This window comes from Prevotella lacticifex (assembly GCF_019973375.1).
Classification (GTDB): Bacteria; Bacteroidota; Bacteroidia; order Bacteroidales; family Bacteroidaceae; genus Prevotella; species Prevotella lacticifex.
Map to the genome: position 1 here is coordinate 1,059,657 of NZ_BPTV01000001.1, position 13,622 is coordinate 1,073,278.

Annotated in this window: 12 protein-coding genes; 6 read left to right on the forward strand and 6 right to left on the reverse strand. The window is 51.0% G+C overall.

The annotated features are described in order from the left end of the window. Positions 1-18 precede the first annotated feature (18 nt). The 6 genes from LDN30_RS03930 to rodA are packed head-to-tail and all read left to right on the forward strand — an operon-like array spanning position 19 to position 6,710. A complete protein-coding gene (locus LDN30_RS03930; protein ID WP_223925581.1) occupies positions 19-612 on the forward strand; it encodes an IMP cyclohydrolase in 594 nt (197 codons plus the stop codon). Positions 613-652: 40 nt separating this feature from the next. After that, entirely contained in the window at positions 653-1,675 is a 1,023-nt protein-coding gene (locus LDN30_RS03935; RefSeq protein ID WP_223925583.1) for a rod shape-determining protein, read from the forward strand. 24 nt (positions 1,676-1,699) lie between these two features. After that, positions 1,700-2,575 carry a rod shape-determining protein MreC gene (mreC, locus tag LDN30_RS03940; RefSeq protein WP_223925585.1) on the forward strand — a complete coding sequence of 292 codons (876 nt, stop codon included), beginning with the start codon at positions 1,700-1,702 and terminating at the stop codon, positions 2,573-2,575. 48 nt (positions 2,576-2,623) lie between these two features. After that, positions 2,624-3,127, forward strand: a complete 504-nt coding sequence (mreD, locus tag LDN30_RS03945; protein ID WP_223925587.1) for a rod shape-determining protein MreD — start codon at positions 2,624-2,626, stop codon at positions 3,125-3,127. Next, positions 3,124-5,232, forward strand: coding sequence for a penicillin-binding transpeptidase domain-containing protein (locus LDN30_RS03950; protein ID WP_223928764.1), 2,109 nt, complete (start codon positions 3,124-3,126; stop codon positions 5,230-5,232). Before mreD ends, LDN30_RS03950 begins: the two co-directional genes overlap by 4 nt. A gap of 2 nt (positions 5,233-5,234) precedes the next feature. Beyond that, on the forward strand, positions 5,235-6,710 hold the full coding sequence (rodA, locus tag LDN30_RS03955; RefSeq protein ID WP_223925590.1) for a rod shape-determining protein RodA: 1,476 nt from the start codon (positions 5,235-5,237) through the stop codon (positions 6,708-6,710). Between the two features lie 851 nt (positions 6,711-7,561). Here rodA and LDN30_RS03960 read toward each other — a convergent pair. The 6 genes from LDN30_RS03960 to LDN30_RS03985 all read right to left on the reverse strand — a co-directional run bounded on the left by LDN30_RS03960 (position 7,562) and on the right by LDN30_RS03985 (position 13,519). Then, positions 7,562-8,095 (reverse strand): nitroreductase family protein, encoded by a 534-nt coding sequence (locus LDN30_RS03960; RefSeq protein WP_223928765.1) that lies wholly within the window; start codon positions 8,093-8,095, stop codon positions 7,562-7,564. A 3-nt stretch (positions 8,096-8,098) separates the two neighbouring features. Further along, positions 8,099-8,284: a hypothetical protein gene (locus LDN30_RS03965; protein WP_223925592.1), complete on the reverse strand. Its 186-nt coding sequence runs from the start codon at positions 8,282-8,284 to the stop codon at positions 8,099-8,101. Positions 8,285-8,523: 239 nt separating this feature from the next. Next, positions 8,524-9,495, reverse strand: a complete 972-nt coding sequence (locus LDN30_RS03970) for a glycoside hydrolase family 43 protein (protein WP_223925593.1) — start codon at positions 9,493-9,495, stop codon at positions 8,524-8,526. Positions 9,496-9,529: 34 nt separating this feature from the next. After that, positions 9,530-10,651 (reverse strand): endo-1,4-beta-xylanase, encoded by a 1,122-nt coding sequence (locus LDN30_RS03975; RefSeq protein WP_223928766.1) that lies wholly within the window; start codon positions 10,649-10,651, stop codon positions 9,530-9,532. A 3-nt stretch (positions 10,652-10,654) separates the two neighbouring features. After that, positions 10,655-12,061 (reverse strand): MFS transporter, encoded by a 1,407-nt coding sequence (locus tag LDN30_RS03980; protein ID WP_223925595.1) that lies wholly within the window; start codon positions 12,059-12,061, stop codon positions 10,655-10,657. An 84-nt stretch (positions 12,062-12,145) separates the two neighbouring features. Further along, on the reverse strand, positions 12,146-13,519 hold the full coding sequence (locus LDN30_RS03985; RefSeq protein WP_223928767.1) for a GDSL-type esterase/lipase family protein: 1,374 nt from the start codon (positions 13,517-13,519) through the stop codon (positions 12,146-12,148). Positions 13,520-13,622 lie beyond the last annotated feature (103 nt).

Here is a 13,622-nt window from a genome sequence, read left to right on the forward strand (position 1 = left end):
AACTTACATATATAACAAATGGCTTGTACAAAGAAAATCAAGACTGCGCTCATATCTGTCTATCATAAGGATGGACTGGAGGATATCCTCGCACGTCTGAGCAAGGAAGGTGTTAAACTCCTTAGCACTGGGGGTACACAGAAGTTTATCGAATCGCTGGGCTACGACTGCGAAAAGGTTGAGGACGTGACCACATACCCGAGTATTCTCGGTGGCCGCGTGAAGACTCTCCATCCTAAAATATTCGGTGGCATTCTTGCACGCCGTGACAATGCTGACGACCAGAAGCAGATGGAGCAGTATGATATCCCGGCTATCGACCTTGTCATAGTCGACCTTTACCCCTTCGAGCAGACTGTTGCCAGCGGGGCTTCAGAACAAGAGATAATCGAGAAGATAGATATAGGCGGAATATCACTTATCCGCGCCGGAGCGAAGAACTTCAAGGATGTGGTCATTATCCCGAGTAAGGCTGAATATCCTGTGCTGTTGGAACTGTTGAAGAAGAACGGTGCTCAGACCGATATCGAGGACCGTAAACTCTTCGCAGAGCGCGCTTTCGGTGTCAGCAGCCATTACGATACTGCCATCCACGAATGGTTCGCAAAGTAGTCTTAACTCCATAGCATTCATATATAAACTATAACGACATATGTCTTTTTTTTCATTCATCCAGGAAATTGCAATGGACCTGGGAACAGCCAACACAATCATTATCAGTGATGACCAGATTGTTGTTGACGAGCCTTCGGTAGTGGCGCTCGACCGCCGTACCGACAAGATGATAGCAGTGGGCGCCGAGGCAAAGATGATGTACGAGAAGACCCACGAGAATATCCGTACCATCCGTCCGCTGCGCGATGGAGTCATCGCCGATTTCACAGCTTGTGAGCAGATGATGCGTGGACTCATCAAGATGGTTCACACCGGACGTCACTTCTTCTCGCCCTCGCTGCGAATGGTGATTGGCGTACCTTCGGGAAGTACGGAGGTGGAACTGCGTGCCGTCCGCGACTCTGCCGAGCACGCCGACGGACGTGACGTTTATCTTATCTTTGAGCCGATGGCCGCTGCTTTGGGTATAGGCATCGACGTGGAGGCCCCGGAAGGAAACATGATTGTCGACATAGGTGGTGGCTCTACCGAGATTGCTGTCATCTCATTAGGCGGTATCGTAAGCAACAACTCTATACGTGTGGCCGGTGACGACCTTACTGCTGACATTCAGGAGTATATGAGCCGTCAGCATAATGTTAAGGTTTCGGAGCGTATGGCCGAGCGAATCAAGCTCCATGTGGGTTCTGCTCTCACTGACCTTGGCAACGAAGCCCCTGACGACTATATCGTCCACGGCCCTAACCGCATCACTGCCCTGCCAATGGAAGTGCCGGTATGCTATCAGGAGATTGCCCATTGTCTCGACAAGACGGTTGCAAAGATTGAGAATGCTGTGCTTTCAGCACTCGAGAATACACCTCCTGAGCTTTATGCCGACATCGTCAAGAACGGCATTTACCTCACTGGTGGCGGTGCTTTGCTGCGTGGTCTCGACAAGCGTCTGTCCGACAAGATCAATATCCCGTTCCATATCGCTGAGGATCCGCTCCACAGTGTGGCAAAGGGTGCAGGCATAGCTCTGAAGAATATCGACAAGTTCTCATTCTTGATGAGATAAAATCGAAGAGGGAAGAGAACTTAAATGCGCAACTTAGCAGAGTTTTTAGCACGATTCAAGCATTGGTTTGTCTTCGTCCTGTTAGAGATATTGAGCTTTGTCCTGCTCTTCAAGTACAATAACTATCAGGGCAGCGTGTGGTTCTCGTCAGCCAACGACGTTGCCGGATGGGTTTTTGAGATGAAGTCGGACGTAGGCGCTTTCTTCAGTTTGACGAAGATAAACAAAGAGCTGACGCAGCGCAACCTCTATCTTGAGCATCAGGTCAGCCAGCTGCAAGCACGCGTCTACGACAAGACGGTGGGCAAGGACTTTATTCATAAAGGCCAGCTTGCCATGCTTGAGGGGTTCCGGCTAATCCCGGCCAAGGTCGTCGACAACTCCGTGAACAAGCCTCAGAATTTCGTCACTATAGACAAAGGGTCTGCTGACGGGATACGGCAGGACATGGGAGTGGCCTGCGGCAATGGTGTCGTGGGTATCGTCTATCTCGTGTCGAAGCACTATTCGGTTGTCATACCGGTGCTGAATACTGAGTCGAACATCAGCTGTGCTATTGACGGTACAGGCTATTTCGGCTATCTGCACTGGAAGGGCGGCCCGTCGGATATTGCCTATCTCGACGACGTTCCGAGGCATGCCCACTTCCGCCTTCATGGGAAAATCGTGACGAGCGGATACTCATCGGTGTTCCCTCCGGGCGTGATGGTAGGCGAAATTCTCCATGTGTTCAACTCTGACGACGGGCTCAGCTATCGGCTGATGATAAAGCTGTCGACTGATTTTGGTAATCTGCGTGACGTTTGCGTCATAGATGACTCCTCAGTCAAGGAGCGGCTCAACTTGCTCAAGACAGCCCAGGACTCGATAAAGGAAAAGGTTGACGGTTCGGGAAACTAAAGGGAAGACTTAGCACTTCCCTTATTAAATGATAAGGATTATCTGTTAATGAACGTAGATACACTAAAGAAAATTCTATGGCTTCTTGTGCTCACTCTCGTACAGGTTCTTGTGCTTAATCACGTGCATCTGTTCGGGGTGGCGACACCGTTGCTGTACATCTACTTCATAATCATCTTCCAGCGCAACTACCCCCGTTGGGCGTTGCTGCTGTGGGGATTTGCTCTCGGCTTGCTGATAGACATATTCTCTAATACGCCGGGAGTTACGTGCGGTTCGCTGACAGTTATGGCTTTCATACAGCCATATCTGTTACGTCCGTTCATCTCTCGCGACTCCGCCGAGGATATGCAACCTGGGATAAAGACGCTTCATGCAGTTCCTTTCTGCTATTATTCATTCCTGTGTGTGCTTATCTTCTGCGTGGTGTTCTATACGCTGGAGATGTTCAGTTTTTTCAACATCGTGTACTGGCTTGAATGTGTTGGTGGCAGTACGCTGTTGACTTATCTTCTCATCTTGGTTATAGAGAATGTAAGGAGGTCGGCATGAAAGATTTCCATCTCGAAAAACGGCGCCTTGTTCTTAGCGGTATAGCTGTCGGCATCATTGTCATTTATCTTGTCAGGCTCTTCACCTTGCAGATTATGAGCGACGACTATAGGAAGAGCGCCGACTCAAATGCTTTTCTGAAGAAGATTGAATTCCCGTCGCGTGGAAACATTACTGACCGCAACGGCAAGCTGTTGGTGTATAACCAGCCGGCTTACGACATTATGGTTGTGATGAACGAGGCTGAGAACAGGATAGACACGACTGATTTCTGCCGTGCTCTGAACATCACGAAGCAGTATTTCGTCCAGCGTATGAACGACATCAAGGACCGGAACAAGAATCCCGGTTACAGCCGTTTTACGCAGCAGCTGTTTCTCCGGCAGATAAGCGATACACAGTTCAGCGCCTTTCAGGAGAAGATGTTCCGTTTTCCCGGATTCTATATTCAGCGCCGTAGCGTCCGGCAGTATAATATGCCTATTGCAGCGCATGTGCTCGGCGACCTTGCCGAGGTGTCGCAAAGCGATATCGAGGATGATAACTATTATCAGCCCGGCGACTATATAGGAAAGCAGGGAATAGAGAAAGCCTACGAGAAGGACCTGCGTGGTGTCAAAGGCGTACAGATAATGCTTCGTGATGCCCACGGACGTATCAAAGGCCACTACCAGAACGGTGAATACGACCAGAAGCCTGTCCCGGGTAAGGATTTGAAGCTCGGCCTCGACGCAAAGCTCCAGGCCTTGGGCGAGAAACTGATGGAAGGCAAGCTCGGTGCCATCGTCGCAATTGAGCCAAAGACGGGCGAAGTGCTGTGCATGGTGTCGTCGCCGACCTATGACCCCCGCTCGATGATTGGCCGTATGCGTGGAAAGAACCAGCACATGATGGCCATCGACCCGGCTAAACCGTTGCTGAACAGGGCCATAATGGGACAATACCCGCCCGGCTCAACGTTCAAGACGGGTCAGGCCGTGACCTATCTCACCGAGCACACCACCGATCCTATCCACTCGCTCTATCCGTGTCATGGCGGATTCTACTTCAAAGGTCTGCACGTAGGATGCCATTTCCATCCGTCGCCGCTTAGCGTTGTCCCTGCTTTGGGAACCTCGTGTAACGGTTTCTTCTGCTGGGGATTGTACTATATGCTTACAAATCCTAAGTACGGGAATGTGGAAAAGGCGCTCGATGTGTGGCGCGACTACATGGTGAGCATGGGCTTCGGCTATAAGCTTGGCATCGACATACCGGGCGAGAAACGTGGAATGATACCAAACTCCGCTTTCTACGACAATGCTTTCGGCAAGTGGAACGCACTCTCAGTCATTAGTATTTCAATCGGACAGGGCGAGGTGAACCTCACACCGCTCCAGATAGCCAATCTCGGAGCGACGATAGCCAACCGCGGTTACTATATCACGCCTCACGTCGTCAGTACCGTCGGCGGCAAACCGCTGCCTGCAAAGTTTCACCAGCGGCACTACACCAAGGGCTCGCGTGCCGCTTACCAGTGGGTCATCGAGGGAATGAAAGCTTCTGTTGCCGGCGGAACGAGCCATGGTGCCGTCCATCCCGGCTATCAGCTTGCCGGAAAGACGGGAACAGCGCAGAACCGCGGCCGCGACCATTCGGTATTCATGGGTTTCGCCCCTGTCGATACTCCGAAGATTGCCATCTGCGTCTATGTTGAGAACGGTGGCTTCGGAGCTGTCTACGGTGTCCCTATCGGTTCACTGATGATAGAGCAGTACGTCAACGGAAAGCTCACTCGCAACGACTCCATCATGGCCGTTACCATGCAGCACCGCCATATCGACTACGGTTTCGACCGTCCTATGACCCATGCCGACTCCCTTCGTGTTGATTCCATCAAGCGTGTGATGGCCGTGAAGGACTCAATACGCAAGGCCGAGGAGGATAAATTGGCTAAGGAACGTGCCGCCGCCGACGAGCAGAAAGCTAAAGAAGAACAAAAGAAAAAGGAAGAAAAACAGGGCAAACCGCTCAACGATCCGGCTGTCATCGAGGATAATGAACCGAAGGTGGAGACGGAGCGTGAGCATAAGCCCAAACGGGATTCTGAAAAAGATCGAGAATAAAGATGTCGCCAAGTACACGAAAAGATGACCAGCAGGGAATCCTCCAGTCGCTCGACTGGTGGACGATAGGCATTTATATTGCCCTGTTGGTATTAGGATGGATGAGTGTTTGCGGTGCCAGCTATACCTATGGCGACACCGAGATATTCAGTTTGTCGACGCGCTCCGGCATGCAGATAATATGGATTGGTACGTCGATTGTGTTGGGATTCATTATTCTGATGATGGATGACCGTTTCTTCGACACCTTCTCTTATGTCATTTACGGGGCTCTCCTGCTGTTGTTGTTCCTCACTATATTCAATCCCCACGAGATCAAAGGCTCGCGGTCGTGGCTGGTCTTAGGTCCTTTGCGCCTTCAGCCGGCCGAGTTCGCGAAGTTTGCTACTGCGTTGGCCGAGGCCAAACTGATGTCGACTTACGGCTTTGACATCCATCGCTGGAAGGATTTCGGTTCAGCCGCTCTCATCGTTCTCCTGCCGATGATATGCATTGTCGGTCAGCGCGAAACCGGTTCGGCCCTTGTATACCTTTCATTCGCACTGATGTTCTACCGCGAGGGAATGCCTGGCAGCGTCCTGTTTACGGCTGTCGCGATGGTCATATACTTCGTTGTGGGTATCAAGTACGAGAATGTCATGCTGTGGGACACCCCCACCTCCGTCGGAAAATTTGTCGTCCTGCTGCTCGTTCAGATATTCACCTCGGGAATGATATGGTCGTATGTGAAGGACAAGCGCATGACGCGGATTATCCTTACCTATTCGTTTGGCATAACCCTTGGATTCCTTCTCTTCTCCGAGTTTGTCATTCCGTTCGATATTGTGTGGGTACAGCTGATAATGTGTGCCGGTCTTATCGGTTTCCTCATATACCAGGGACTGAGCACGCGGTTCATAAACTACCTATACATCGGTCTGTTTGCCGTCGGAAGCATCATGTTCTTCTATTCCGCCGACTTCGTTCTTAACGACGTCTTGGAGCCCCACCAGCGCGTGCGTATCAACGTCCTGCTCGGTCTCGACGACGATCCTGCCGGTGCGGGGTATAACGTTCACCAGAGCGAGATAGCCATTGGCTCCGGCGGTCTGCGTGGAAAGGGCTTCCTCAATGGCACTCAGACAAAGTTGAAATTCGTCCCTGAGCAGGACACCGACTTCATTTTCTGCACCGTCGGTGAGGAGGAAGGATTCCTCGGCTCGGCGGCAGTATTGCTGCTCTTCCTTGCCCTGATACTGCGATTGATGTATATGTCGGAACGACAACCTTTCAAGTTCGGACGAGTGTACGGCTATTGTGTGGCGGGAGTCTTCCTGTTCCACGTATTCATAAATGTTGGAATGGTATTGGGCTTGACTCCTGTCATCGGAATACCTCTGCCGTTCTTCAGTTACGGAGGCTCGTCGCTGTGGGGCTTTACGATTCTCCTCTTCATCTTCCTCCGTATCGATGCGGGTAGGAACTTGATAAGACAATGACTCCGAAAACCAGTTCCCGGCACTGCGTTCTGTCGGTATCGGAATCTGATTATCGCCGGGAAATATTGATGTAACGGTTGGAATATGTCATTGAGGCCGTGAAACAAGATGAATGTAACAGTGCGTTCACCTTGTCTCACGGTCTTTTCTTTTTTCCACGGTATCTGTTTGTGAATTTTGAATTATCTTTACACCATTTCAAAACCTATCGTTTTGGCTTGCGAAACGGCCTGTTTCAGCGTCTAAAACGGTCCGTTTCGCAGTCTAAAACGGCCTATTTCGCAACGTAAAATGGCATGTGTTGTAAGTCGTTGAATATCAGATAGTAGCAAAGGCGCTATCGAAATGTATGCAGTTTGAAATACTTTTACATTCCGATAAGTGTTTCATCGCCTGACTTTATAGCTTTATCACCTATGCTGCGACGATATTCCTCGAGAGCAGTTATATGCTAATCTTCGATTTGACGTATCTGTATGGGCAAGAAAGAAGCTAAGTCCTATGCTGCAGAAAGGACCATTCGGCTTTACTATTCAGGCATTTGCAATATATTATTCTTGCCTGAAGATGCTGACTCAACGGTCGGAATATACTATTAAGGCCGTGAAACAGGATGAATGTCATAGCGCATTCGCCTTGTTTCACGGCCCTCTTGTTTCTGAAATTACCGTCCGATTATCTACCGATAAAGCTGCCGCGCAATTGCCGTGGCGCACCTTTCCAATAGAAAAGCGCATCCCTCGGCAGTACTGTTGTGCCACGTTTGTGCCTCATTTTAAGCACAAAAAGCCATATTAGCAACCGCGCTTGCCACGGCCGACGGTATTATTAGCTTGTCCTTCTCGGTGCTATTACCATCTGATAACCCTTCCGGGCTTAATCTTCTTGCCGCTTGCCTGATGCTTGGGTTTGCCGAGAGCGACGCATCCTACTCCTTCGTAATCCTCCAATCCTAACTCTTTGAGAATCTTCTGGCCTTCGGGAAGCAGGAGCATCTCCTTGCAGCGGTTTATCCAGCAGGAACCAAGACCGAGTGCATAGGCGGCGTTCTGCATGGCTCCGATGACGAGCGAACCGTCTTTCATCGGGTTCAGACTCATCGAATCGGCATTGTAGTCGGCCACCTTGGGAGTGAGAATGAGGCACACCGTCGGCGCTCCGTAGAACGGATCGCTGTCGGTATTCATTATCGTCGCGTTCAGTTTCGACAACAGCTTAATCTTCTCTGGCTCCTGAACGATCACAATCTTTGTCGATTGCCGGTTCATGCCCGTCGGCGCTGCAAGCCCGCAGTCGACCACAGTCGTCAGGTCGGCATCAGAAATCTGCTTATCGGTGAACTGACGGCAGCTCCTTCTGTGGAGCAACATGTCAATAGCGTCCATAGCTTACTTCTTTAACTCAGTCTCAATCTCGTCGAAGCGCTTGCGCAGGATGTTGATTTCGTTTATTATCGTGTCGGCCGAAATCTCGGTGAGGTCGCCATTCTCGAAACGCAGATTGCGGAGTTTCTCAAGTGATGTGTGCAGAGACTCTCTAAGTGACTCTAATTGGAGCAATGTGTTTTTATCCATAATTATATTCTGTAAATAGTTGAGTGCGTTATGTTTATTAGTTTTTTACTCTTTTCCTTTCCCTTTTTGCCATGCTCACTGCAATCGTAATCGACGGCAACAGCAACTTGGCGCTAATCGGGAAGTATGATGCAAAGATAATTATTTTTTTTATGTAAGCGAAGAGATTAATATTTTATTAACATAAAAGCCGCGCTGAATAATCAGTACGGCTTTCATTTCCTTCATTCTGAACGGTTTTAGTCGTTCTCGCTTTTCATTGTGATGATGTTTCCCTTGGCGTCATATTCCAGTGGCATCACCTTCAGACTCCTCAGCCATGTGACCCCCTCCGACGGCACGCAGTCGTGATGGAAGAGATACCACCGGCCGTTATACTCGACGATGGAGTGGTGGGTGGTCCAGCCTACGACCGGTTCGAGGATAACGCCCTTATACACAAACGGGCCGTAAGGGTTGTCGCCGACGGCATAGCAGAGCAGATGTGAGTCGCCGGTGGAATAGCTGAAGTAGTATTTCCCGTTGTATTTGTGCATCCAGCTGGCCTCGAAGAAGCGGTAGGGACTGTCGGCGGGAAGAATGTTGCCATCCTCGTCGACGATAATCACGGCCTTTGGCTCCTCGTCGAACTGCAGGCAGTCGTCGGTGAGCCTTGCCACTCTGCTCGGCAGCGGGTTCTCTTTTCCGCTTGGCAGGTACTCGTTTTTCAGGGCCTTATTGTCCTTGTACCATTGCAGTTGACCGCCCCAGATGCCGCCGAAGTAGACATACACCTTTCCGTCGTCGTCCTTGAATACCGCCGGGTCGATGGAGTAGGAACCGCGGATGGGGTCGGGCTGCGGACGGAAAGGGCCCTCGGGACGGTCGGCGACGGCCACACCGAGGTGGAAAACATCATTCTTGTCCTTGCATGAGAAGATGAGATAGTACTTCCCGTCCTTCTCAACCACGTCGTTGTCCCACATCTGTCTTCCGGCCCATGGTATCTCCTTGAGGTCGAGAATAACCCCGTGGTCGGTGACGGTGCCGGTCATCGGGTCGCCGTCGATGGACAGAACGTGATAGTCTTTCATCTCGAAATGACCGCCGTCGTCGTCGAACGCCGCGCCGGAATCCCAGTCGTGGGAGGGGTAGACATACACTTTCCCGTTGAAAACGTGTGCCGACGGGTCGGCCATATAATCCTTATCGAATAAATATCTTGCCTTCATAGCTGTGATTTTTGTATCGTTTTTGATGTCAATATTATTTTTCTTCATCTGCGAAGAGCTTGATAATGTCCTTCACTACGGGTTTCGGCTGGAACTTGCGGTCGAAGAGCAGTCCGTAGTTTGTGCGTCCTTTTATCGGCCAGTCGTTCAGCCAGCTGTCGCCGTCGCCGACACCCCATGTGCAGACACGCTCGATATTGTGGCGGTATTTGTAGTATAATTTGAAGAAATCGAGGTACCGCCGGGTGAACGTCGTGGCGGCCTCTTTTGTCAGTTTCTTAGGATATGGGTTCATTTTCGGGTCGTTGGCATACTTCTGATTGATGTCAGCACCTCCGAACGACTTTGGATTCGGCAGCATGTTCAGGTCGAGTTCCGATATGTTTATCTTCACTCCGGCGGCGATGAGGGCCTTCATGGAGTTCTCATAGTCCGTGAGATTGGGATAGTCGACACCATTGTGACTCTGCATGCCGACGGCGTCGATGCGGCATCCGGCCTCCTTCAGCTCCTTCACGAGTCGGACGACGGCCTGAACTTTCCTCGGCTGACTCATCGAATAGTCGTTGTAGTAGAGCTCAGCGCCGGGATCGGCCTCATGAGCAAACTGGAATGCGAGCTTGATATAGTCGGGTCCGATGGCCCGGTACCACGGTGACTGTCTCCATGAGCCGTCGTCGAGGATGCATTCGTTGGCTACGTCCCATCCTAAGACTCTTCCCTTGTATCGCCCAACGACGGTGTGGATGTAGTCGCGCATACGTTTTATCATCTCCTCACGGTTCGGCAGCTCGCCATATTTGTTCTTAAACATCCACGGGGCTGTCTGACTGTGCCATACAAGGACGTGACCTGTGACCTTCAGCCCGTTGTCTTCAGCGAATTTCACGAGCTTGTCGGCATCCTCCCAGTTGAACTTTCCCTCTTCCGGTTCGATATTCTCGGGTTTCATGCAGTTCTCGGCCACGATGCAGTTGAAGTTTCCCTTCACCACCTCCACGGCCTTAGGCTCCTGTCCGTCAATCTGACTGGTATTCATGGCACATCCCACGAGGAAGTATTTTCCTAACTCCGATTTCAATGTCGGCTTCTGTGCTGTTGCCGGTATTGACAACAGCACGAAGCCTATAATAACTAATAATGATAACTTTTTCATCGTTTATTTTTTCTTGTTTCTTTGTTCTATCTCCTTATTTATGTTGTCGATAACCTCGTCGGTCAGTTCATATTTCGATATGATGAACATTGCCAGGATAAGCAGCAGAGCCGGAATGACGCATACGAGCCACAATATTCCCTGCTGTGCTAATGGCGACTGCTCCACGGCGTTGTCCTTATCGAAGTGGACGAAGCTCAGGACCAGTCCGGGAACTACGCCTCCGAGTGCCATCCCGGCCTTGTAGAAGATGCCTGTGAGGGCATTAACGATACCCGAAATACGGCGATTCGTGGTGTATTCGGCGTAGGAGATAACCTCCGGAACGAGAGCCCACATATATCCTGTAGCCACGATGACACCCGTCGACTTGATGAATTGTGCAGCGTAGACGAGCCAGAGCTGCGACCTCAGAGCGGGCACTATGGAGACGATATAGAGTATAGCCATACCCACGATAGCCACGGACAGGAATACGTAGAACATCTGTTGCTTGCCTATTTTACGCTTTATCGCTGGTACGAGCGGCATGAAAATGAATGCCGGTACGGAGCCGAGACCCATGAAAATGGCCATGTCGTTGGTAGAGCCGTGGACGTTGTAGATCATGTAATAGCTTCCTGCCGAGTTGCCGACGGCCATCATCGCGAAGGCAGTGATAAAGAAGAACGCTAAGATTCTGAGCGGTTTGTTCCTTACGAACTCCTCCCAAAGGTCGCTGACCTTCACGTTCGCTGTCTGACTCTTGTCCATCACGACGCGCTCCTCAGTCTGAGAGAAACAGAACAACAGCAGGGCCAGTCCCACCACAGCGTATATTGCCATCGTTATAAACCATGCGTTGGCATCCTCCTTGGTATTCATTTTCCCGTCGGGCGAGAGTGCCGCGACGAGGATTGGGATACCTAATGAGACCGCTAAACCACCGCAGTTGGCCATGAACATGCGCACTGAGGTGAGCACGGTAATCTCGTTGGTGTCGCGGGTCAGACTGGAGTTCAGTGCTCCGTAGGGCACATTGACGAGCGTGTAGCACATCGACATGCCCACGTACGTCAGATAAGCGTAGAGCAGCGACCCCGAAAAGCCGTTCCAGAAACACAAGATGGCAAATCCCGACAGTGGAATGCCGCCGAGGATGAGGTACGACCGGTACTTTCCCCACCTCGGTTCGTGCTTGTCGACAAATGTCCCCACGACAGGATCCCAGAGCACGTCGACGAGGCGGACGATGAGGAACATGAATGCAGCTGCCTTCGGGTCGATGCCGAAGACATTGGTGTAGAAAAGGAGCAGGTACATCGCTATGGTTTGATAAATCAGATTCTGAGCCAGATCGCCAGCCCCGAAACCTATGCGCTGTAGCCAGTTGAGATGGTAGAAACCATGTTGTTCGTTAGTTTGAGCCATTGTTCAAGTATAGTTAAGTCATTCTTTATTTTATTCTGTAGTATGCGACGGTTACTCAGTAGAGCGAGTTTCGGTCTCCGGTGTCTATCGTCGGATGATTCCGGCAGCATATTCTCCCATGACCCGATAGCCTTCGGCGTTGAGGTGAAGCCAGTCTTCGGAGTATTCATCCTTTAACTTTTCCGGGTCCTTGGGGTCTCTGACGAGTTTGTCGAAGTCGATAAGGGTATTGCGGTAAGTCTTTCTTATCCAACTGTTTATGCGTTGGCGTGCCTTCTCGTGGTTCTTGGAGAACCATGCGTTGCCCTTTGTAGGAGTGATGGTAGCCACGTACACCTCTATGCCCTTTGCCCTTGCATAGTCGGTTATCTGCCGGTAAGCTTCGGCCAACCGCTCAGCGAGACTGTCGGGCGATAGCTTGCTCGTTCCTATATCGTTCGTTCCTTCGAATATAATCAGCTTCTTTATTCCCGAGTGGAACGCCATCTCATCGCGATAACGTTTCAGCAGCGGGTCGCTGATGCCCCCTTCCAACACGCAGTTGCCCCCAATGCCGAGGTTGATTACGCCATATTCCGGTTCGATGACGCCATCTGTCGGTCCGATGCCGCCATTTTTTGGTCCTTTTCCGCATTCAGCCGGTTTGTCTGAGGTGCATTTTGCCGTTTCGTTAGCGCAATGTCTTGGCCTGTTCTCGCAGACGTTATGATTCCCGCAGCAATTTCCCTGCTTTCCGGCCAGTGCTGTTGCCATCATGTCGGTCCACCTGTTCTGTGCGTTTGTCGTCGTTCCGCGTCCGTCGGTGATGCTGTTTCCGAGTACGGCCACGGCCTGCCGACAGCTTCTGACGTCCAGCGAAAGGATGTTGTACCAATGGTCCGTCTTCTCGACGACGACTAAAGAATCGGCTGGTCCGGCCTCTTCCGCAGCGATATACGTTGTCGTCCGCGACCCCCGGTGCGACGTGGCGTGCTCCGGAACCATCCCTCCGTAGGTTATTGTTATGGCCAGATTCCTCATCGGTCTGACACGGAAAGGAATGGCATCCGACGTGACGTTGGCTCCCGCGGCTATCGTTACGTGGCGTTGACCGGCGAAAGTCAGGAAAGCCGCATGGTCCTTATATATATAAGGTGTACTGCCGTTGTCGGTAATTATCTTCCCCATCTTTGCGTCTTTCACTACCGTGTCGACCGACCAGGCTATGTAAATCTGCTTTATTTCGACCGGTTCAGTGCTGTGGAAATTTGACAACCGCAGTCGGATTGTGTCTCCGCCAATCGACGGGCGGATAACCTCGCGGATTGTCTTTCCCGCCAACGTGCTCTTCGGCATGTCGCCCTGTCCGGTAAATTCCGGCGAAGTGCCCCATGTTGTAGTCCAACCCATGTTGCATGTCGTCTGCGCACCGGCCATTGCCGATACCATGATGAGTATTGAAAGGATAATTTTTCTCATTTCAAATTTAGTCTTTAGTTGCTTGCAAAGTTAGTAAAATAGCGTTATACTCAGCGTAGTATTCGTGCCAGAGTCGTTTCTATTTGTCTCATAGGGCCAAAAG

Bases quoted from the DNA above. Each gene is read 5' to 3' on its own strand.
- rodA (WP_223925590.1), top strand. From the start codon at position 5,235: ATGTCGCCAAGTACACGAAAAGATGACCAGCAGGGAATCCTCCAGTCG.
- LDN30_RS03930 (WP_223925581.1), top strand. From the start codon at position 19: ATGGCTTGTACAAAGAAAATCAAGACTGCGCTCATATCTGTCTATCAT.
- mreC (WP_223925585.1), top strand. From the start codon at position 1,700: ATGCGCAACTTAGCAGAGTTTTTAGCACGATTCAAGCATTGGTTTGTC.
- LDN30_RS03950 (WP_223928764.1), top strand. From the start codon at position 3,124: ATGAAAGATTTCCATCTCGAAAAACGGCGCCTTGTTCTTAGCGGTATA.
- LDN30_RS03985 (WP_223928767.1), bottom strand. From the start codon at position 13,519: ATGAGAAAAATTATCCTTTCAATACTCATCATGGTATCGGCAATGGCC.
- LDN30_RS03965 (WP_223925592.1), bottom strand. From the start codon at position 8,284: ATGGATAAAAACACATTGCTCCAATTAGAGTCACTTAGAGAGTCTCTG.
- LDN30_RS03980 (WP_223925595.1), bottom strand. From the start codon at position 12,061: ATGGCTCAAACTAACGAACAACATGGTTTCTACCATCTCAACTGGCTA.
- LDN30_RS03935 (WP_223925583.1), top strand. From the start codon at position 653: ATGTCTTTTTTTTCATTCATCCAGGAAATTGCAATGGACCTGGGAACA.
- LDN30_RS03970 (WP_223925593.1), bottom strand. From the start codon at position 9,495: ATGAAGGCAAGATATTTATTCGATAAGGATTATATGGCCGACCCGTCG.
- mreD (WP_223925587.1), top strand. From the start codon at position 2,624: ATGAACGTAGATACACTAAAGAAAATTCTATGGCTTCTTGTGCTCACT.
- LDN30_RS03975 (WP_223928766.1), bottom strand. From the start codon at position 10,651: ATGAAAAAGTTATCATTATTAGTTATTATAGGCTTCGTGCTGTTGTCA.
- LDN30_RS03960 (WP_223928765.1), bottom strand. From the start codon at position 8,095: ATGGACGCTATTGACATGTTGCTCCACAGAAGGAGCTGCCGTCAGTTC.